The sequence below is a fragment of the Burkholderia lata genome (assembly GCF_902499335.1).
Classification (GTDB): domain Bacteria; phylum Pseudomonadota; class Gammaproteobacteria; order Burkholderiales; family Burkholderiaceae; genus Burkholderia; species Burkholderia lata_B.
In genome coordinates this window covers 37,100-55,735 of sequence record NZ_CABVQK010000002.1, presented here as the reverse complement: position 1 = coordinate 55,735, position 18,636 = coordinate 37,100, and the positions used below count along the sequence as shown (strand labels likewise).

Genomic DNA, 18,636 nt, shown 5'->3' with positions numbered 1-18,636 from the left:
GCTTAGCGGATGATGCCGCGTTGCGACGCGTCGATGAACTCGACGAGCGCCTTCACCGGTGCATCGCCGTCGCCGCCCGCCTCCGCCAGCTCGCGCAACTGCACCTTCGCTTCCTCGAACGACAGGCCGTTCTTGTACAGCACGCGATATGCGCTGCGCAGCGCCGAGATCGCATCGGCCGAGAAGCCGCGCCGGCGCAGCCCCTCGACGTTGATCCCGTGCGGCTCGGCCTTGTTGCCCGCCGCGATCACGAACGGCGGAATGTCCTGCACGAGCGCCGACGCGCCGCCCAGCATCGAGTGCGCACCGATGCGCACGAACTGGTGGACGCCCGACATCCCGCCGATGATCGCCCAGTCGCCGATCTCGACGTGGCCGGCCATCTGGGCGTTGCTCGACAGGATCACGTGGTTGCCGACGGTGCAGTCATGACCGATGTGCACATAGGCCATGATCCAGTTGTCATCGCCGAGCGTCGTCACGCCGACGTCCTGCACGGTGCCCGTGTGGATCGTCGTGAATTCGCGGATCGTGTTGCGGTTGCCGATCACCAGCTTCGTCGGCTCGTCCTTGTACTTCATGTCCTGCGGACGACCACCGACCGACGCGTAATGGCCGATGCGGTTGTCCTCGCCGAGCGTCGTATGGCCTTCGATCACGCTGTGCGAGCCGATCGTCGTACGCGCGCCGATCGTGACGTGCGGACCGACGATCGCGTACGGGCCGATCTCGACCGATTCGTCGATCTGCGCGCCCGGTTCGACAATCGCGGTGGGATGAATCCTGGTCATGCGCCGTTGCCTCTCGATGTGAAGTGTCGCGTTGCGTTGCCTGTGCGTGCCGCGTCGCTCAGGGCGCCACGTCGGTCGTCTTGACCGTGCACATCAGTTCGGCTTCCGCCGCCACCTTGCCGTCCACTTCCGCCACCGCCTTGAACTTCCAGATGCCGCGGATGTAGCGTTCGAACGTCACGTTCAGAATCAGTTGGTCGCCCGGCTCGACCGGACGCTTGAAGCGCGCGCCGTCAATCCCGACGAAGTAGTACAGCGTGTTCTCCGGATCCTTCGGCTGCTCTTCCGAGAAGGTCAGCAGCGCCGCGGCCTGCGCGAGCGCCTCGAGGATCAGCACGCCCGGCATCACCGGCCGCTTCGGGAAATGCCCCTGGAAGTACGGCTCGTTGATCGACACGTTCTTCAGCGCTTTGATTCCCTTGTGCGGTTCGAGTTCGAGCACGCGATCGACGAGCAGAATCGGGTAGCGATGCGGCAGCAGCGTGAGGATCTTGTGGATGTCGAGATTGATTTTTTCAGTGCTCATGATGGTTCGTCTCACGCAGAGGCTGCGCGGTGGTGATGCAAAGGCTGAAGCGGGCCGCCGTGCGGCCCAGTCTGGCAAACCGGGCCGGTTGCGCTGGCCGTGCCCGGTTCGAGGTCTCGCATGATGCGCTCAGGCGTCCGTGCCGCCCTGGGCGGCGAGCGCGGCTTCGAGCGCCTTGATGCGCTCGCGCAGCTTGTCGAGGTTGCGCACGAGCGCGGCGCTCTTGTTCCATTCGCCGTGGTCGACGGCCGGAAACGCGCTGGTATAGATGCCTGCCTTCGGCAGCGACTTCGATACGCCCGACTTCGCGGTGATGATGACATAGTCGCCGAGCGTCACGTGGCCGGCGATCCCGGCCGCGCCGCCGATCATGCAGTGGCGGCCGATCGTCGTGCTGCCCGCGATGCCCGCGCTGCCGGCGATCACCGTATAGGCACCGATCCGGCAGTTGTGGCCGATCTGGACCTGGTTGTCGATCTTCACGCATTCCTCGATGACGGTATCCGCCATCGCGCCGCGATCGATCGTCGTGTTCGCGCCGATCTCGACGTCAGGGCCGATCGATACGCCCCCGACCTGCGGGATCTTCACCCAGCTGCCGGTGCGCGCATCGCCGTCGCCGACGAAATCCGGCGCGAAGCCGAAGCCGTCGGAGCCGATCACCGCGCCCGCATGGATGATCGCGCGCGGGCCGACCTTGCAGCCGTGGTACACCGACGCGTTCGGATACAGGTGCGAGCCCGCGCCGATCGTCGTGCCGTGGCCGACGAATACGTTCGCGTCGAGCTGCACGCCGTCTTCGATCACCGCGCCGGCCTCGACCGTCACGTGCGGGCCGATCACCGCGCTCGCGGCGACCTGTGCGGCCGGATCGATCGTCGCGCTCGGATGCACGCCGGCGGCACGCTGCGGCGTGGCCAGGTCGATGAACATCTGCGCGACGCGCGCGAAGTACGCGTACGGATTCGGCGTGACAATGAAGCTGCGGCCGTTAGCGGCCGCGCCAAGCTTTTCCAGATCCCTCGGCGCGATCAGCACCGCGCCGGCGCGGGTCGACTCGACCTGCGACAGGTACTTCGGATTCGCGAGGAACGCGAGTTGCTGCGGGCCTGCCTGGTCGAGCGGTGCGAGCCCGCTCACCTTGCACTGTGCGTCGCCGGCGATCTCGCCGCCGAACCGCTTTACGAGTTCCTCAAGCGTCAATGCCATTCGTCGTCTGCTCCGTTCAGTTCGTCGAGCCGGACGCGAGCGCCTTGAGCACCTTGTCGGTGATGTCGATGCGCGGGCTGACGTACACGGCTTCCTGCACGATCAGGTCGTAATTCTGCTGCTCGGCGATCTGCTTGATGACCTTGTTCGCCCGCTCGAGCACGGCCGCCAGCTCCTCGTTGCGGCGCTGGTTCAGGTCTTCGCGGAACTCGCGCTGCTTGCGCTGGAAGTCGGTATCGAGCTGGGCGAGATCGCGCTGCTTCTGCGCGCGGTCGGCCGCCGACAGCGACGCGCCGTTCTTGTCCAGCGAGTCGGACATCGATTTCAGACGCGCCCCGAGGTCCTGCAGATCCTTGTCACGCTTCGCGAACTCGGCTTCGAGCTTCGTCTGCGCCGCCTTCGCGGGCGCCGACTCGCGCAGGATCCGATCCGAATTGACCGCCGCGATGCGGGCGACGTCCTGTGCGTGCACCGTTGCCGCGCCCAGGGCCAGCGCAACGGTCAGCGCGCACATCACTCGTTTCGAAAACTTACCGGTTAGCAAAATTACCCTCTCGTTGCTGTTGTCATGCGTTCGGTCAGAACGCCGTCCCGATCTGGAACTGGAATTTCTGGTACTGGTCGCCTTCGTGCTTCTGCAGCGGGAAGCCGAGGCTCAGCTTAAGCGGGCCGATCGGCGAGATCCACGCGAGACCCACACCGTAGCCGTAGCGCAGCCCGTTGGCGCCCGTGCTCGTGCCGCCCGGCGCATTGCCCCACACGTTACCGCCGTCGAGGAACGTGAACACGCGCAGCGTGCGGTCGTAGCCCGTGCCCGGCAGCGGGAACGTCAGTTCGATGTTGCCGACGAGCATCTTCGAACCGCCGATCGGGTCGTTCGTCTTCGTGTCGCGCGGGCCCAGCGAGCTCGGCTCGTAGCCACGCACGGAGCCGATACCGCCCGCGTAGTAGTTCTTGAAGATCGGGTACGGGTTGCCGATACCGTTACCGTAGCCGCCCTGCAGGTTCATGCCCAGGATGAAGCCGCGCGAGAACGAATAGTAGTACTGGGCCTGCAGGTCGGCCTTGTAGTACTGGATCTTGCCGACCGGCACGCCGTACTCCATGTTCGCCTGCGTGAAGTAGCCGCGGCTCGGAATCAGCGCGCTGTCACGCGCGTCGCGCGACCACGCGACCGTCAGCGGTACCGTGTTCGACACGCGGCCGAACTGGTTCACGTAATCCTGGTAGCTCTGCGGCGTGTTCGAATCGACGTCGAGACGGTTCTGCTCGAAGCCCGCGCCGAAGTAGACGGTGTCGACTTCCGAGAACGGGATACCGAACTTCAGGTTGCCGCCCGCGCTGATGATCCGGAAGCTCGAGCTCGTCGAATAGTAGAGCGGCTGGTACGTGCGGTAGTAGACGTCCGTGATCCGCTTGATACCGTCGACCGTGAAGTACGGGTCGACCTGGGTGACGGTCAGCGTACGGTAGCTCTTCGCGGTGTTGACGTTCACCGACAGGCTGGTACCCGAACCGAACACGTTGTCCTGCGACACGCCCGCCGACAGCACGACCTTGTCCGTCGACGAGAAACCGGCGCCCAGCGTGATCGCGCCGGTCGGCTTTTCGTCGACCTTCACGTTCACGTCGACCTGGTCGTTCGTGCCGTCGACCGGCAACGTCGTCACGTCGACGTTGGTGAAGTAGCCGAGACGGTTCACGCGATCCTTCGACAGCGCGAGGCGGTTCGAATCGAACCACGAGCTTTCGAGCTGGCGCATTTCGCGGCGCACCACTTCGTCACGCGTACGCGTGTTGCCGACGACGTTGATGCGGCGCACGTACACGCGGCGGCTCGGATCGACGACGAGGTTCAGGTTCACCTTGTGGTTCGCCTGGTCGATGTCCGGCTGCGCATTGACGGTCGCGAACGCGTAACCGTACTCACCGAGCTTGTCGACGATCGACTTGGTGGTCTGCTGCAGCTTTTCGGCCGAGAAACGGTCGCCCGGCTTGATCTTGATCAGCTTGGTGAGTTCGGCTTCGCGATCGAGCAGGTTGCCCGACAGCTTGATGCCCGACACCGTGTACGGCTCGCCTTCGTGCAGCGTGACCGTCAGGTACATGTCCTTCTTGTCGGGCGAGATCGACACCTGGGTCGAATCGATGTTGAACTCGAGATAGCCGCGGTTCAGGTAGTACGAGCGCACCGCTTCGAGGTCGCCCGTCAGCTTTTCCTTCGAGTACAGGTCGTTCTTCGTGTACCAGGAAAACCAGTTCGGCGTCGACAGCTGCATCTCGTCACGCAGCGTGCTGGTGCTGAATGCCTTGTTGCCGATGAAGTTGATCTGGCGGATCTTCGCGCTCGGGCCTTCGGCCACCGCGAACAGGATCGACACGCGGTTCGCGTCGACCGGCGTGACCGTCGTCTTGACCTCGGCCGCGTAGAAGCCGCGCGTGAGGTACTGGCGCTTGAGCTCCTGCTCCGCCTTGTCGACGAGCGCCTTGTCGTAGTAGCGGCCGTCGGCGAGACCGACTGCGCGCAGTGCCTTCGTCAGGTTGTCCTTGTCGAACTCCTTCGTGCCGGTGAAGTCGATCGACGCGATGGCCGGACGCTCCTGCACCTGCACGATCACGACGTTGCCCTGCGTGGCGATGCGTACGTCGTTGAAGAAGCCCGTCGCGTACAGCGCGCGGATTGCTTCGGATGCCTTGTCGTCCGTGAAGGTATCGCCCTGCTTGATCGGCAGGTAGGCGAACACCGAACCCGCTTCGACGCGCTGCAGCCCCTCGATCTTGATGTCTTGCACCACGAACGGTGCCGCTGCATGCGCCGCGAGGCCGTGCGCGGCGAGCGCGGCCGCTGCAACTGTCTTAGGTACAAAGCGATGAGGTTTGAACAACATGCATCCCCAATATTTAGCTGCATCAAATCAGGCGGCTGCCCAGCGGCCGCCGCCTGACGCTTCAGAAATGGATTAACCGAGCCAGATCGTTGAACAGCGCAATCGCCGACAATGCGACGATGCAGATCAACCCGGCTCTTTGCAGAATCAGCTGCCAGCGCTCCGAGACGGCTTTCCCGGTCGCGGCTTCAACCGCATAATATAACAGATGCCCCCCGTCCAAAACGGGAATCGGCAACAAGTTCAGGACGCCAAGGCTAATGCTGACAAGGGCGAGGAACGACAGGAACGCCGACGGACCGAGCCGCGCACTCTTGCCCGCGTAGTCGGCGATCGTCACGGGGCCGGACAGGTTCTTCAGCGACGCGTTGCCCGTGATCATGCGCCCGAACATTCGCAGCGAGTACACGGAGATGTCCCACGTGCGGTGCGCGCCGAGCCGCAAGCTGTCGATCGGCCCGTAACGCACGTCGACGGACGGCGCATGCATCGACAGCGCCGCGCCGATGCGGCCGACCTGCTGCCCCGATTCGTCGTCGCGCTGCATCTGCGGCACGATCGACACCGTCTGTGCGGCGCCATTGCGCTCGATCTGCAGGTCGAGCGGCTTGCCCGCATGGTGTTTCACGGAATCGATGAAGCGCGATGCGCCGCCGATCGGCTTGCCGTCGAGCGCGACCAGCTTGTCGCCGGACTTCAGGCCCGCCTGCTCCGCCGCGCTGCCGGGCTGCACCGACGCGACCGACAGCGTGCCGCCGCCGGTTTCGAAGCCCAGATGGGCCATGAAATCGTCGTCGAGCTGACTTTCGGGAACATTGCGGAGGTCGACGCGGAAATCGAACGTCGTGTTGCCGTCGCGGGCGCCGAGCACGATCTCGCGGTGATCGAACGCGGCCGCCAGCAGCTTCCAGCGCAGGTCCGACCACGACCGCACCGACTCGGACTCGCCGCCTTGCGCGTTGCGGATCGACACGATCGTCTCGCTGCCGTCGAAGCCCGCGCGCGCCGCCACCGTGCCGGCGGCCGGCGGTGCGACGATCGCGGCCGGCTCGGTCACACCGGTGGCAAATACGATGGAAAACAGCGCGATTGCCAACAGAAAGTTCGCAATCGGCCCGGCGGCGACGATCGCGATGCGCTTGTAGACCGACTGCCGGTTGAACGCCTGGCCAAGCTCCTCGGGTGCGATGCCGGGGCCGGGATCGCGCTCGTCGAGCATCTTCACGTAGCCGCCAAGCGGCAGCGCGGACAGCGTCCACTCGGTGCCTGTCCTGCGGCTGACCCAGCGCGCGACGGGCTGGCCGAAGCCGATCGAGAAACGCAGCACCTTCACGCCGCACCAGCGCGCGACACGATAGTGTCCGTACTCATGCACGACGACCAGCACCCCGATCGCCACCGCAAACGCGATCAGTTCGACCAGCACGTTCATGAGCACCCCATTCAGACAGTGCGCTCCACGCGTGGCGCAGGCGCTTTCGCAATGATCTCGGCGGCGAGGCGGCGAGCCTCGGTATCCGCAGCAAGGACGTCCTCGAGCCCGTCGGGCGCGCGGTTCGGCAGCGTATTGAGCACGGCGTCGACCGTCGCCGCAATCGCCATGAAGCCGATGCGGCGCTCGAGAAACGCTTCGACCGCGACTTCGTTCGCCGCGTTCAATGCGGCGCTCGCGATACCGCCTTCCTCAAGCGCCTTCAGCGCGAGCGCGAGGCACGGGAAGCGCGCGTAATCGGGCTTTTCGAACGACAGCTGGGCGATCTGCGCGAGGTCGAGCTGGTCGACGCCCGCATCGACACGGTCCGGGAACGCGAGTGCGTGCGCGATCGGCGTGCGCATGTCGGGGTTGCCGAGCTGAGCGAGCACCGAGCCGTCGCGATACGACACGAGCGAATGGATCACGCTCTGCGGATGGATCAACACGTCGATCCGGTCGCCCGGCAGCCCGAAGATCCAGTGCGCCTCGATCACCTCGAGGCCCTTGTTCATCATCGTCGCGGAATCGACCGAGATCTTGCGGCCCATCACCCAGTTCGGGTGCTTGCACGCCTCGTCCGGCGTCACGTCGACGAGCGTGGCCGGCTCGCGCGTGCGGAACGGGCCGCCCGACGCGGTCAGGATGATCTTCGAGATCCCGCCGTGCTCGGCCGCGTCGCGCGGCATGCACTGGAAGATCGCGTTGTGTTCGCTGTCGACCGGCAGCAGGATCGCGCCATGGTCGCGCACGGCGTCCATGAAGATCGCGCCCGACATCACCAGCGCTTCCTTGTTTGCGAGCAGGATGCGCTTGCCGGCGCGCGCGGCCGCAAGGCTCGGCACGAGGCCGGCCGCGCCGACGATCGCCGCGACCACGGTATCGCAGCCGTCACTCTTCGACACGTCGACGAGCGCCTGCGGCCCGTGCAGCACGGTCGTCTTGCTGCCTGCCGCGCGCAGTTTCGCGTCGACGTGCGCGGCAGTCGCGGCATCGCCGACCACCGCCACTTCGGGCGCGAAGCGCAGACACTGCTCGACGAGCTTGTCGCCGTTGCGGTGCGCGGTCAGCGCGTAGACGGAGAAGCGCTCGGGATGACGCGCGACCACGTCGAGCGTGCTGTCTCCGATCGAGCCCGTGGAACCGAGCAATGTCAGACGTTTTTGCATAACAGAATGAGTGGTTTAACCAAGCAGCAGCATCGCGAGCGGCAGCACCGGCAGCAACGCGTCGACACGGTCGAGCACGCCGCCGTGACCCGGCAGCAGCCCGCTCGAATCCTTCACGCCCGCCTGCCGCTTCAGCAGCGACTCGAACAGGTCGCCGATCACGCTGTACGCGACCAGCAGCGTCAGTGCGGCCCACGCGCCGGGCATCCCGTAGCGCGCGGCGAATGTGGAAAACAGGGTCGGCTCGAACGCATGCGCGGCCATCGCGACACTGGCGACGACCATCACGGCCAGCCAGCCACCGATCGCGCCTTCCCAGCTCTTGCCGGGGCTGATCGTGATGGCCAGTTTACGCTTTCCGAAGGCCTTGCCCGCGAAGTATGCGCCGATATCGGCGAGCCAGACGACCAGAAGCAGCGACAGCACGAACGGCACGCCCTGCGCACGCGCCGCGACGAGCGCATGCCAGCAGGCCGCAAAGACCACGAGGCCGGCCGCCAGCAGGAACGGGCGCCATACGCCGCCCGCGAGTTCGGGCTTGCGCCGCAGCGTGAACGGGCCGACCAGCAGCCAGAACACGCCGGCTGCCATGAAAAGGGGACGGGACGAAGCCGCATCGATGCCGAGCGGCGCCGTGGCCGCGAGCGCAAGCGCCGCGACGACTGCATAGACGATCGGGCCGGCGCCGCCGAGCTTGAGCAGGCGCGCCCATTCCCACGCGGCAAACACGAGCACGACGCCGATCAGCGCGCCGAACGCGGTGAGCGGCGCGAACAGCGTCACCGGCAGCAGCACCGCCAGCATCACGATCGCCGTGATCACACGGGTTTTCAGCATGAAAGGGAGTCGGCGTTCTGCGATTGTGGTTCGAGCTGTGCGCTCGTGCGGCCGAAACGGCGCTCGCGCTCCGTATACGACGCCATTGCGTCGGCCAGTGCCGTGCCGTCGAAATCCGGCCAGTATTTGTCGGTGAAATAGAATTCGGCGTACGCGAGTTGCCACAGCAGGAAGTTGCTGACGCGCTGCTCGCCACCGGTACGGATGAAGAGATCGGGCTCCGGCGCATAGGCCATTGCCAGATGCGGCGCGAACGCGTCCTCGGTCACTTCGACCTCGCGACCCTCGCGCACGGCCTGCTCGACGAGCTTCTTCGTCGCCTGCAGGATGTCCCACCGGCCGCCGTAGTTGGCCGCGATGGTGAGCGTAAGACGGGTGTTGCGCGCCGTCTTGGTTTCGGCGCGGCGAATCAGTTCGCGGATGCGCGGCTCGAAGCGGTCGAGATCGCCGACGACACGCAGGCGGATCCCGTTCGCATGGAGCTTGCCGACTTCGCGCTCGAGCGCGGTGATGAAGAGGCGCATCAGGAACGACACTTCGTCGTTCGGCCGGCGCCAGTTCTCCGAACTGAACGCGAACAGCGTTAGGTATTCGACGCCGGCGCGCGCGCAGCCTTCGACCACCGCCCGCACGGCATCGACGCCGCGGGTATGCCCCGCGACGCGCGGCAAGCGGCGTTCGGTCGCCCAACGGCCGTTGCCGTCCATGATGATCGCGATATGACGCGGCACGACGCCGACGTCAGGCACGCGAACGGTAGAGCTGGTATAGGTCATGGCCGTTGAGACAGTAATGCTGGAAGAAGGCGGCGCGCGAGGACGGTCGTCAGACCGTCATGATCTCGGCTTCCTTGCTCTGCACGAGCTTGTCGATTTCGGCAACGTGCTTGTCGGTCAGCTTCTGCACGTCGTCGCTCGCACGGCGCTCGTCGTCTTCCGAGATTTCCTTGTCCTTCACGAGCTTCTTGAGCGCTTCGTTCGCATCGCGGCGCAGGTTGCGGATCGCGACCTTGGCCGTTTCGCCTTCGCTCTTGACGACCTTGGTCAGCTCGCGGCGGCGCTCTTCCGTCAGCGCCGGCATCGGCACGCGGATCAGGTCGCCGGACGTGGCCGGGTTCAGGCCGAGATCGGCTTCGCGAATGGCCTTCTCGACCTTCGCAACCATCGGCTTTTCCCACGGCTGCACACCGATCGTGCGCGCGTCGACGAGCGTCATGTTGGCAACCTGCGAAATCGGCACCATCGACCCGTAGTAGTCAACCTGCACGTGATCGAGCATGCCGGTGTGCGCACGGCCCGTACGGATCTTCGCCAGATCGCTCTTGAATGCATCGATCGAGCGCTGCATCTTCTGCTCGACGCCCTTCTTGGTATCAGCGACACTCATTTCAACCTCCGAACCTTCAAACCTTCAAAGAACGCGGACCCCACCCGGCGCATCTGGCGCGCCGCGGCCGATGGCCCGCATCCGCGGGAGTTTACACGTGGACGAGCGTACCTTCGTCCTCGCCCAGCACGATGCGCTTGAGCGCGCCCGGCTTGTTGATCGAAAACACGCGAATCGGCAGCTTCTGGTCGCGGCACAGCGCGAAGGCCGTCGCGTCCATCACCTGCAGGTTGCGGCCGATCGCCTCGTCGAAGCTGATCGTCGTGTAGCGCGTGGCCGACGGATCCTTCTTCGGATCGGCAGAATATACGCCATCGACCTTGGTCGCCTTCAATACGACCTCGGCGCCCACTTCCGAACCGCGCAGCGCGGCGGCCGTGTCCGTCGTGAAGAACGGGTTGCCCGTACCGGCCGCGAAGATCACGACGCGGCCTTCCTCGAGCTGACGGATCGCGCGGGGCCGGATGTACGGCTCGACGACCTGGTCCATCCGCAGCGCGGACTGCACGCGCGCCTCGATGCCGGCGTGGCGCATCGCGTCCTGCAGCGCCAGCGCGTTCATCATCGTTGCGAGCATCCCCATGTAGTCCGCCGTCGCGCGATCCATGCCGGCCGCGCCGCCCGCAACGCCACGGAAAATATTACCGCCACCGATCACGACCGCGAGCTGCGTGCCGAGACGCACCACTTCCGCGATATCGGCCACCATCCGTTCGATCGTCGCGCGATTGATGCCGAAGGCATCGTCGCCCATCAGCGCTTCGCCGGAAAGTTTGAGAAGGACGCGTTTATAGGCATTGGACATAGGGGCTTCCGAGCGACGAGAGGATGACAACCACGAACTGTAGGGGCGAAATACTGATTCGGGCAAGCGCCGACGGTCGGACCGGGTTTCCCGGCCGGCCGGCGGCGGCGCCGACCGCGGCGGAGCGGACGCCCGCCGCGGATACTGCCTGACTGCTTACGGCTTACTGCTGCTTTGCTGCTGCGACTTGCGCGGCCACTTCGGCGGCGAAGTCGTCCTGGCGCTTCTCGATGCCTTCGCCGACGACGAACAGCGCGAACTTCTGCACTGCGGCATCCGCTGCCTTCAGCATCTGCTCGATCGTCTGCTTGTCGTTCTTCACGAACGTCTGGTTCAGCAGCGACACTTCCTTCAGGTACTTCTGGACGCTACCGTCGACCATCTTCGCGACGATCTCTGCCGGCTTGCCCGATTCCGCAGCCTTCTGCTCGGCCACGCGGCGTTCCGTTTCGATCAGTTCCGCCGGCACGTCAGCCGACGACAGCGCGACCGGCTTCATGGCCGCGATGTGCATCGCGACGTCCTTGCCGACCTGCTCTTCCGCACCCGTGTACTCGACGATCACGCCGATACGCGCGCCGTGCAGGTACGTTGCGATCTTGTTTGCGGTTTCGAAACGGACGAAACGGCGGATCGAGACGTTCTCGCCGATCTTGCCGACCAGTGCCAGGCGCACTGCGTCGACCGTCGAGCCTTCGAGCGGCAGCGCCGACAGCGCAGCCACGTCGGCCGGGTTTTGCGTCGCGACGAGTTCTGCAACCGTCTTCGAGAACGCGAGGAAATCGTCGTTCTTCGCGACGAAGTCGGTTTCGCAGTTCAGTTCGACGAGCGAACCTGCATTGCCGCCGACGAACGATGCGACGACGCCTTCTGCCGTCACGCGCGATGCCGCCTTGCTCGCCTTGTTGCCGAGCTTGACGCGCAGCAGCTCTTCAGCCTTGGCCAGATCGCCGTCAGCTTCCGTCAGCGCCTTCTTGCACTCCATCATCGGTGCGTCGGTCTTTGCGCGCAGTTCTGCCACCATGCTTGCGGTAATTGCCGCCATCATTCGCTCCTTGAGTCTGTATTCACAACGCCGCCCGCTTGGACGCGAACGGCCGAGATTCGTTTCCGGACCCGCACCCATTCGGCGCGATCAGGTCCGGCGCACAAGCTTAAAAAAAGGGGGCCTGTTGAGAGCCCCCTTTTTGCGCCGGCTCGGGGCCAGTTACGCGTTTTCCTCGACGTACTCGTCGTCGCCGCGTGCAGCCTGGACCACTTCGTTGACCGCGTTCGCACGGCCTTCGAGGATCGCGTCGGCCACGCCTTCAGCGTACAGCGCGACTGCCTTGCTCGAGTCGTCGTTACCCGGGATCACGTAATCCACACCTTCCGGCGAGTGGTTCGTATCGACCACGGCGATGACCGGCACGCCCAGCTTGTTCGCTTCGGTAACAGCAATCTTGTGGTAGCCGACGTCGACGACGAAGATTGCGTCCGGAATGCCGCCCATGTCCTTCACGCCGCCGATCGACTTTTGCAGCTTGGCGATTTCGCGTTCGAACAGCAGCGCTTCCTTCTTGCTCATCTTCTCGAGCTCGCCTGCCTCGACTGCCGTTTCCATGTCCTTCAGGCGCTTGATCGATACCTTCAGCGTCTTGAAGTTGGTCATCATGCCGCCGAGCCAGCGTGCGTTGACGAACGGCATGCCTGCGCGCTGCGCTTCCTGGGCGATCGTGTCACGCGATTGACGCTTCGTGCCGACGAACAGGATCGTGCCGCGGTTCGCTGCCAGCTGGCGCACGTACTTCTGTGCGTCCGTGAACATCGGCAGCGTCTTTTCGAGGTTGATGATGTGAATCTTGTTGCGGTGACCGAAAATGAACGGAGCCATCTTCGGGTTCCAGAAACGCGTCTGGTGACCGAAGTGGACACCCGCTTCCAGCATTTGGCGCATCGTAACTGCCATGAAATTCTCCACGAGGGTTGGGTCTTAAGCCGGCCGCCGTACCGCCGCGCGAACCTGCCCCGAAGGGCGCGAATTCCACGCGGCCGGCACCCTGGTTGCGCCGGCTTGCGATTCGACACGTGCGAAATGCGCGTGCCGCAAGCCTTTCACCGCCATGCCGCCCCAAAACGGGGCACATCGGCATTTGGATATCGACTTAGCCAAAGAGTATAGCACGCCGATTTGTCCGCTCTCAAGTCGCTCACCACTTTCGCTTGCCGCGCGGCAGCCGGGCGGACAATCCGCGAAAACCCGCACCCGCACCGCCGGCAGGGGCTGCGACGCCTGCCAGAAGGTGCGATAATCCGTCAATTCACCGCATTCCAGGCATACCTCGATGGCTATTACGCTCAAAAACGAACACGATATCGCCGAGATGCGCGTCGCCTGCCGTCTCGCGAGCGAAGTGCTCGACTTCATCACGCCGCACGTCGTCGCGGGAATCACGACCGCCGAACTCGATCGCCTCTGCCACGAGTTCATGCTCAACGAGCAGGGCACGATCCCGGCGCCGCTGAACTACCAGCCGCCCGGCTACCCGCCGTACCCGAAGGCCACCTGCATTTCGGTCAACGACGTGATCTGCCACGGCATTCCCGGCGAGAAGGTGATCAAGAACGGCGATGCGCTGAACATCGACGTCACCGTGATCAAGAACGGCTACTTCGGCGACACGAGCCGCATGTTCATCGTCGGCGAAGGTTCGATCCTCGCGAAGCGCCTCGTGCAGACCACCTACGAATGCATGTGGCTCGGCATCGACCAGGTCAAGCCCGGCGCGCACCTCGGCGACATCGGCTACGCGATCCAGAAGCACGCGGAAGCGCAGGGCTACAGCGTCGTGCGCGAATATTGCGGCCACGGCATCGGCACGGTGTTCCACGAGGATCCGCAGGTCGTCCACTACGGCCGTCCGGGCACGGGCATCGAACTGAAGGCCGGGATGATCTTCACGATCGAGCCGATGATCAACGCCGGCAAGCGCGACATCCGCACGATGCCCGACCAGTGGACGGTCAAGACGCGCGACCGCAGCCTGTCGGCGCAGTGGGAGCACACGGTGCTCGTCACCGAAACCGGCTACGACGTGCTGACCGTGTCGGCCGGTACGCCGGCGCGCCCCGTGTTCGCGCAACCGGCCGCCGCAGTCTGAGCGCCGTCGCCTGCCCGCCCCACCCGCACCTGAACGGCCGCCCATGAGCGCTCACGCTGCCCCCTCGCCCGAAGCGCTGTCGCGGCGCGCCGAATTCAAGGCCGCCAAGACGGACATGCTCGAGCGCTTTCGCCGCGCGACGAACGTCGCGTCGTTGATGCACGCGCTGTCGAAACTCACCGACGAAGCGCTGAAGCGTGTATGGGACGAGTGCGAGCTGCCCGCGACGCTCGCGCTCGTCGCCGTCGGCGGCTACGGGCGCGGCGAGCTCGCGCCCTATTCCGACGTCGACATCCTCGTGCTGCTGCACGATGCGCACGACCCGGCGCTCGACGCGCGCATCGAGCGCTTCATCGGCATGGCGTGGGATCTCGGCCTCGAGATCGGCAGCAGCGTGCGCACGGTCGCGCAGTGCATCGAGGAGGCGTCGCAGGACGTCACGGTGCAGACCTCGCTGCTGGAAGCCCGCCGCATCGTCGGCAGCACCGCGCTGTTCGAGCGCTTCACGGTGCGCTACCACGAGGCGCTCGACGCCCGCGCGTTCTTCACCGCGAAGGTGCTCGAGATGCGCCAGCGCCACGCGAAGTTCCAGGACACGCCGTACAGCCTCGAACCGAACGTGAAGGAAAGCCCGGGCGGGCTGCGCGACCTGCAGACGATCCTGTGGATCGCGCGCGCGGCCGGTTTCGGCAGCAGCTGGCGCGAACTCGACACGCGCGGCCTCATCACCGATCGCGAAGCGCGCGAGCTGCGCCGCAACGAAGGTTTCCTGAAGACGCTGCGCGCACGGCTGCACGTGATCGCCGGCCGCCGCCAGGACATGCTCGTGTTCGACCTGCAGACGCAGGCGGCCGAGAGCTTCGGCTACCAGCCGACGCAGGCCAAGCGCGCGAGCGAGCAGCTGATGCGCCGCTATTACTGGGCCGCGAAAGCCGTCACGCAGCTCGCGACGATCCTGATCCAGAACATCGAGGCGCAGCTATTCCCCGCGACGAGCGGCATCACGCGCGTGCTGTCGCCCGACCGCTTCGTCGAGAAGCAGGGCATGCTCGAGATCGTCGACGACGGCGTGTTCGAACGCCATCCCGACGCGATCCTCGAAGCGTTCCTGCTGTACGAGACGACCCGCGGCGTGAAGGGCCTGTCCGCCCGCACGCTGCGCGCGCTGTACAACTCGCGCGAGATCATGAACAACACGTGGCGCCGCGATCCGCAGAACCGCGACACGTTCATGCGGATCCTTCAGCAACCCGAAGGGATCACGCACGCGTTCCGGCTGATGAACCAGACGAGCGTGCTCGGCCGCTACCTGCTGAATTTCCGCCGCATCGTCGGCCAGATGCAGCACGACCTGTACCACGTGTACACGGTCGACCAGCACATCCTGATGGTGTTGCGCAACATCCGCCGCTTCGCGGTAGCCGAGCACGCGCACGAATATCCGTTCTGCAGCCAGCTGATCGGCAACTTCGAGCGCCCGTGGGTGCTGTATGTCGCGGCGCTGTTCCACGACATCGCGAAGGGCCGCGGCGGCGACCACTCGACGCTCGGGATGGCCGATGCGCGGCGCTTCTGCCGCGAGCACGGCATTGCCGGCGACGACGCGGCGCTGATCGTGTGGCTCGTCCAGCATCACCTGACGATGAGCCAGGTCGCGCAGAAGCAGGACACGAGCGACCCCGAAGTCATCAAGCGCTTCGCCGAAGTCGTCGGCAACGAACGGTACCTCACCGCGCTGTACCTGCTGACCGTCGCCGATATCCGCGGCACGAGCCCGAAGGTGTGGAACACGTGGAAGGGCAAGCTGCTCGAGGACCTGTACCGCATCACGCTCGCGGTGCTCGGCGGCGCCAACCCCGACGCGCATTCGGAGCTGAAGTCGCGGCAGGAGCAGGCGCTCGCGCTGCTACGCCTCGAAACCGTGCCCGACGACGCGCATCGCGCGCTGTGGGATCAGCTCGACGTCGGCTTCTTCCTGCGTCACGACGCGGCCGACATCGCGTGGCAGACACGCGTGCTGTACCGGCACGTGAACGCCGAAACCGCGATCGTCCGCGCGCGGCCGTCGCCGATCGGCGACGCGCTGCAGGTGCTCGTGTACGTGAAGGATCGCCCCGACCTGTTCGCGGGCATCTGCGCGTATTTCGACCGCAACGGGCTGTCGGTGCTCGACGCGCGCGTCAGCACGACGCGGCACGGCTATGCGCTCGACAACTTCATCGTCACGCAGACCGAACGTGACGTGCGGTACCGCGACATCGCGAATCTCGTCGAACAACAGCTTGCGTCGCGGCTCACCGAAACCGCACCGCTGCCGGAGCCGTCCAAGGGCCGCCTGTCGAGGCTGTCCCGGACGTTTCCGATCACGCCGCGCGTCGACCTGCGGGCCGACGAGCGCGGCCAGTACTACATCCTGTCCGTGTCGGCCAACGACCGGCCGGGCCTTCTCTATTCGATCGCGCGCGTACTCGCCGAGCATCGGATCGGCGTCCACGCGGCGCGGATCAATACGCTCGGCGAACGCGTCGAGGACATCTTCCTGCTCGCGGGTGCCGGCCTGTCCGACAACCGCCTGCAGATCCAGCTCGAAACCGAATTGCTGCGTGCGATCGCAGTCTGAATGAATTCCAGCGTTTATGCGCACCAAACTAACCGTCAAGAATCCGAAGCCGGCGTCGCCGACCCGCGCCCCTGTCCGCTCCGGCAGCCTCGTCGCCCGCAAGGCGGTGCGTCCCGCTGCGCCGCCCGCAGGGGACAAGCCGGCCCGCCCGAAGAAGGCCGCCCCGGCAGCCTCCGGCGAACGCTCGTTCAAGCCGCGCGGCGCGGCAGGCGCCGAGCGCCCGGGCGCGGATCGCGCACCGGCCAAGCGTGCGCCGCGTGACGGCGGTGCCGAACGCGGCTCGCGTGCCCCTTATCGCGACAACGCGGCCGGCGAAGGCGCAAAGCGCAGCTTCGGCGACCGTCGCACGTCGTCCGATCGCCCGCCGCGCCGTGATGACGATGCACGGCCGCGTCGCACAGGTGGCGAAGGCGGCGCACGCGCACCGTATCGCGACAACGCATCCGGCGAAGGCGCAAAACGCAGCTTCGGCGACCGTCGCACGTCGTCCGATCGCCCGCCGCGCCGCGATGACGACGCGCGTCCGCGTCGTGCGGGTGCCGGCGAAGGCGGCGCACGCGCGCCGTATCGCGACAACGCATCCGGCGAAGGCGCAAAACGCAGCTTCGGTGACCGTCGCACGTCGTCCGATCGCCCGCCCCGCCGCGATGACGATGCGCGTCCGCGTCGTGCGGGTGCCGGCGAAGGCGGTGCACGCGCACCCTATCGCGACAACGCATCCGGCGAAGGTGCGAAACGCAGCTTTGGCGACCGCCGCACGTCGTCCGATCGCCCGCCGCGCCGCAACGACGATGACCGCCCGCGCCGCGCCGGCGCCGACGACGGCAAGCGCCCGTCGTATCGCGACAAGCCGGCCGGCGAAGGCGCAAAGCGCAGCTTCGGCGACCGCCCGGCCCGCCCCGCACGCGACGACGAGCGCCGCTCGTTCGGCGCGGTCAAGACCGCACAACCGGTCAAGCGCCCGTCGGCCGACATCGATTACGGTGACGAATCGGGCCTGATGCGCCTGTCCAAACGGATGTCCGAGCTCGGCATGTGCTCGCGCCGCGAAGCCGACGAATGGATCGAAAAGGGCTGGGTCCTCGTCGACGGCGAACGCATCGACACGCTCGGCACCAAGGTACGCGCCGACCAGAAGATCGAGATCGACGAACGGGCAAGCGCCGCGCAAGCTGCGCAAGTGACGATCCTGCTGCACAAACCGGTCGGCTATGTGTCGGGCCAGGCGGAAGACGGCTACGAGCCCGCGGCCGTGCTGATCACGCGCGCGAACCGCTGGAGCGGCGACCATTCGCCGGTACGCTTCTCGCCGCAGCATCTGCACGCACTCGCACCGGCCGGCCGCCTGGACATCGATTCGACCGGCATGCTCGTGCTGACGCAGAACGGCGTGATCGCGAAGCAGCTGATCGGCGAGCAGTCGGATATCGACAAGGAGTACCTGGTGCGCGTGCGCTTCGGCGAACAGCTCATCGACATCGACCAGCACTTCCCCGCGGAATCGCTCGCGAAGTTGCGCCACGGCCTCGAGCTCGACGGCGTCGCGCTGAAGCCCGCGATGGTGAGCTGGCAGAACGGCGAGCAGTTGCGCTTCGTGCTGCGCGAAGGCAAGAAGCGCCAGATCCGTCGCATGTGCGAACTGGTGGGCCTCGAAGTGATCGGCCTGAAGCGCGTACGGATGGGCCGCGTGATGCTCGGTGCACTGCCGCAGGGTCAATGGCGCTATCTGTCGGCCGACGAGACGTTCTGACCGCGAGCGCGCCACACGTGCGCCACGCAATGAAAAAGCCCGCG

General features: G+C 65.8%; 16 protein-coding genes. 3 read left to right on the top strand and 13 right to left on the bottom strand.

Features of this window, described 5'->3' with window-relative positions; genetic code table 11:
* Positions 1 to 2: 2 nt before the first annotated feature.
* From lpxA to rpsB, 13 genes are all read right to left on the bottom strand, one after another.
* A complete protein-coding gene (gene lpxA, locus BCO18175_RS04485; RefSeq protein ID WP_174918850.1) occupies positions 3 to 791 on the bottom strand; it encodes an acyl-ACP--UDP-N-acetylglucosamine O-acyltransferase in 789 nt (262 codons plus the stop codon).
* Positions 792 to 849: 58 nt separating this feature from the next.
* Positions 850 to 1,317 (bottom strand): 3-hydroxyacyl-ACP dehydratase FabZ, encoded by a 468-nt coding sequence (gene fabZ, locus BCO18175_RS04480; RefSeq protein WP_011352450.1) that lies wholly within the window; start codon positions 1,315 to 1,317, stop codon positions 850 to 852.
* A 129-nt stretch (positions 1,318 to 1,446) separates the two neighbouring features.
* On the bottom strand, positions 1,447 to 2,526 hold the full coding sequence (gene lpxD / locus BCO18175_RS04475; protein WP_174979658.1) for a UDP-3-O-(3-hydroxymyristoyl)glucosamine N-acyltransferase: 1,080 nt from the start codon (positions 2,524 to 2,526) through the stop codon (positions 1,447 to 1,449).
* A 16-nt stretch (positions 2,527 to 2,542) separates the two neighbouring features.
* Positions 2,543 to 3,040, bottom strand: a complete 498-nt coding sequence (locus BCO18175_RS04470; protein WP_174953350.1) for an OmpH family outer membrane protein — start codon at positions 3,038 to 3,040, stop codon at positions 2,543 to 2,545.
* A 64-nt stretch (positions 3,041 to 3,104) separates the two neighbouring features.
* Complete coding sequence (gene bamA / locus BCO18175_RS04465; RefSeq protein ID WP_174979657.1) at positions 3,105 to 5,414, bottom strand: outer membrane protein assembly factor BamA; 2,310 nt, start codon at positions 5,412 to 5,414, stop codon at positions 3,105 to 3,107.
* A gap of 61 nt (positions 5,415 to 5,475) precedes the next feature.
* Positions 5,476 to 6,846, bottom strand: coding sequence for an RIP metalloprotease RseP (gene rseP, locus BCO18175_RS04460; protein ID WP_174979655.1), 1,371 nt, complete (start codon positions 6,844 to 6,846; stop codon positions 5,476 to 5,478).
* An 11-nt stretch (positions 6,847 to 6,857) separates the two neighbouring features.
* Positions 6,858 to 8,054, bottom strand: a complete 1,197-nt coding sequence (locus BCO18175_RS04455; protein ID WP_174979654.1) for a 1-deoxy-D-xylulose-5-phosphate reductoisomerase — start codon at positions 8,052 to 8,054, stop codon at positions 6,858 to 6,860.
* A 15-nt stretch (positions 8,055 to 8,069) separates the two neighbouring features.
* Positions 8,070 to 8,891 carry a phosphatidate cytidylyltransferase gene (locus BCO18175_RS04450; protein WP_174979652.1) on the bottom strand — a complete coding sequence of 274 codons (822 nt, stop codon included), beginning with the start codon at positions 8,889 to 8,891 and terminating at the stop codon, positions 8,070 to 8,072.
* A complete protein-coding gene (gene uppS / locus BCO18175_RS04445; protein WP_174918844.1) occupies positions 8,885 to 9,667 on the bottom strand; it encodes a polyprenyl diphosphate synthase in 783 nt (260 codons plus the stop codon). The genes BCO18175_RS04450 and uppS overlap by 7 nt, the downstream gene beginning before the upstream one ends.
* A 49-nt stretch (positions 9,668 to 9,716) precedes the next feature.
* A complete protein-coding gene (gene frr, locus BCO18175_RS04440) occupies positions 9,717 to 10,277 on the bottom strand; it encodes a ribosome recycling factor (RefSeq protein WP_048248629.1) in 561 nt (186 codons plus the stop codon).
* 91 nt (positions 10,278 to 10,368) lie between these two features.
* A complete protein-coding gene (pyrH, locus tag BCO18175_RS04435) occupies positions 10,369 to 11,082 on the bottom strand; it encodes a UMP kinase (protein ID WP_174918843.1) in 714 nt (237 codons plus the stop codon).
* Between the two features lie 163 nt (positions 11,083 to 11,245).
* Entirely contained in the window at positions 11,246 to 12,127 is an 882-nt protein-coding gene (gene tsf, locus BCO18175_RS04430) for a translation elongation factor Ts (protein ID WP_089495101.1), read from the bottom strand.
* Between the two features lie 162 nt (positions 12,128 to 12,289).
* A complete protein-coding gene (gene rpsB, locus BCO18175_RS04425; RefSeq protein WP_174979651.1) occupies positions 12,290 to 13,030 on the bottom strand; it encodes a 30S ribosomal protein S2 in 741 nt (246 codons plus the stop codon).
* Between the two features lie 376 nt (positions 13,031 to 13,406).
* Between rpsB and map the strand changes: the two genes are divergently transcribed.
* Genes map through BCO18175_RS04410 form a run of 3 tightly spaced genes read left to right on the top strand, consistent with a single transcriptional unit; the run spans position 13,407 to position 18,592 of the window.
* Complete coding sequence (map, locus tag BCO18175_RS04420; RefSeq protein ID WP_174918842.1) at positions 13,407 to 14,222, top strand: type I methionyl aminopeptidase; 816 nt, start codon at positions 13,407 to 13,409, stop codon at positions 14,220 to 14,222.
* A 43-nt stretch (positions 14,223 to 14,265) separates the two neighbouring features.
* Positions 14,266 to 16,842: a [protein-PII] uridylyltransferase gene (locus BCO18175_RS04415; protein ID WP_174979649.1), complete on the top strand. Its 2,577-nt coding sequence runs from the start codon at positions 14,266 to 14,268 to the stop codon at positions 16,840 to 16,842.
* A 16-nt stretch (positions 16,843 to 16,858) separates the two neighbouring features.
* Positions 16,859 to 18,592: a pseudouridine synthase gene (locus BCO18175_RS04410; RefSeq protein WP_174979647.1), complete on the top strand. Its 1,734-nt coding sequence runs from the start codon at positions 16,859 to 16,861 to the stop codon at positions 18,590 to 18,592.
* The last annotated feature ends 44 nt before the right edge of the window (positions 18,593 to 18,636 follow it).

What these genes read in the sequence shown, in the direction of transcription:
- BCO18175_RS04470 (WP_174953350.1), bottom strand. Translation starts at nt 3,040, where the DNA reads ATGTGCGCGCTGACCGTTGCGCTGGCCCTGGGCGCGGCAACGGTGCAC.
- tsf (WP_089495101.1), bottom strand. Translation starts at nt 12,127, where the DNA reads ATGGCGGCAATTACCGCAAGCATGGTGGCAGAACTGCGCGCAAAGACC.
- fabZ (WP_011352450.1), bottom strand. Translation starts at nt 1,317, where the DNA reads ATGAGCACTGAAAAAATCAATCTCGACATCCACAAGATCCTCACGCTG.
- rpsB (WP_174979651.1), bottom strand. Translation starts at nt 13,030, where the DNA reads ATGGCAGTTACGATGCGCCAAATGCTGGAAGCGGGTGTCCACTTCGGT.
- rseP (WP_174979655.1), bottom strand. Translation starts at nt 6,846, where the DNA reads ATGAACGTGCTGGTCGAACTGATCGCGTTTGCGGTGGCGATCGGGGTG.
- bamA (WP_174979657.1), bottom strand. Translation starts at nt 5,414, where the DNA reads ATGTTGTTCAAACCTCATCGCTTTGTACCTAAGACAGTTGCAGCGGCC.
- pyrH (WP_174918843.1), bottom strand. Translation starts at nt 11,082, where the DNA reads ATGTCCAATGCCTATAAACGCGTCCTTCTCAAACTTTCCGGCGAAGCG.
- BCO18175_RS04410 (WP_174979647.1), top strand. Translation starts at nt 16,859, where the DNA reads ATGCGCACCAAACTAACCGTCAAGAATCCGAAGCCGGCGTCGCCGACC.
- uppS (WP_174918844.1), bottom strand. Translation starts at nt 9,667, where the DNA reads ATGACCTATACCAGCTCTACCGTTCGCGTGCCTGACGTCGGCGTCGTG.
- BCO18175_RS04455 (WP_174979654.1), bottom strand. Translation starts at nt 8,054, where the DNA reads ATGCAAAAACGTCTGACATTGCTCGGTTCCACGGGCTCGATCGGAGAC.
- BCO18175_RS04415 (WP_174979649.1), top strand. Translation starts at nt 14,266, where the DNA reads ATGAGCGCTCACGCTGCCCCCTCGCCCGAAGCGCTGTCGCGGCGCGCC.
- lpxA (WP_174918850.1), bottom strand. Translation starts at nt 791, where the DNA reads ATGACCAGGATTCATCCCACCGCGATTGTCGAACCGGGCGCGCAGATC.
- map (WP_174918842.1), top strand. Translation starts at nt 13,407, where the DNA reads ATGGCTATTACGCTCAAAAACGAACACGATATCGCCGAGATGCGCGTC.
- frr (WP_048248629.1), bottom strand. Translation starts at nt 10,277, where the DNA reads ATGAGTGTCGCTGATACCAAGAAGGGCGTCGAGCAGAAGATGCAGCGC.
- BCO18175_RS04450 (WP_174979652.1), bottom strand. Translation starts at nt 8,891, where the DNA reads ATGCTGAAAACCCGTGTGATCACGGCGATCGTGATGCTGGCGGTGCTG.
- lpxD (WP_174979658.1), bottom strand. Translation starts at nt 2,526, where the DNA reads ATGGCATTGACGCTTGAGGAACTCGTAAAGCGGTTCGGCGGCGAGATC.